At 64.2% G+C, this 374-nt stretch carries 1 rRNA gene; it reads left to right on the top strand.

From position 1 onward, the window contains the following. Window positions 1–374 (top strand): 23S ribosomal RNA (locus A6V29_RS08450); the annotation flags it as partial.

Raw genomic sequence — 374 nt, 5'->3', positions numbered from 1 at the left:
CATTCACACAACAACCCGTCGTCGATCGTCGTGGTCGGCGGCCAGGTGTGTGGATGGGTAGGGGAGCGTCGTGTGGCGGTGGAAGCGGCGGAGTGATCCAGCCGTGGACGCCACGCGAGTGAGAATGCAGGCATGAGTAGCGAGAGGGGAGTGAGAACCTCCCCCGCCGGAAGACCAAGGGTTCCTGGGCCAGGCTAATCCGCCCAGGGTGAGTCGGGACCTAAGGCGAGGCCGACAGGCGTAGTCGATGGACAACGGGTTGATATTCCCGTACCCGCGAAGGAACGCCCATGCTGAACCCAGCGATGCTAACCGCCCGAAGCCCGGTGCTGATCCTTTCGAGGTGAGGTGCCGGTTCTAGCGCGGGACCCGGA

Origin of the sequence: Blastococcus sp. CCUG 61487 (genome assembly GCF_005222955.1) — a bacterium.
Lineage (GTDB): Bacteria > Actinomycetota > Actinomycetes > Mycobacteriales > Geodermatophilaceae > Blastococcus.
Note: the sequence above shows the minus strand (reverse complement) of the source record. Positions and strands in the feature narration are given on the sequence as shown.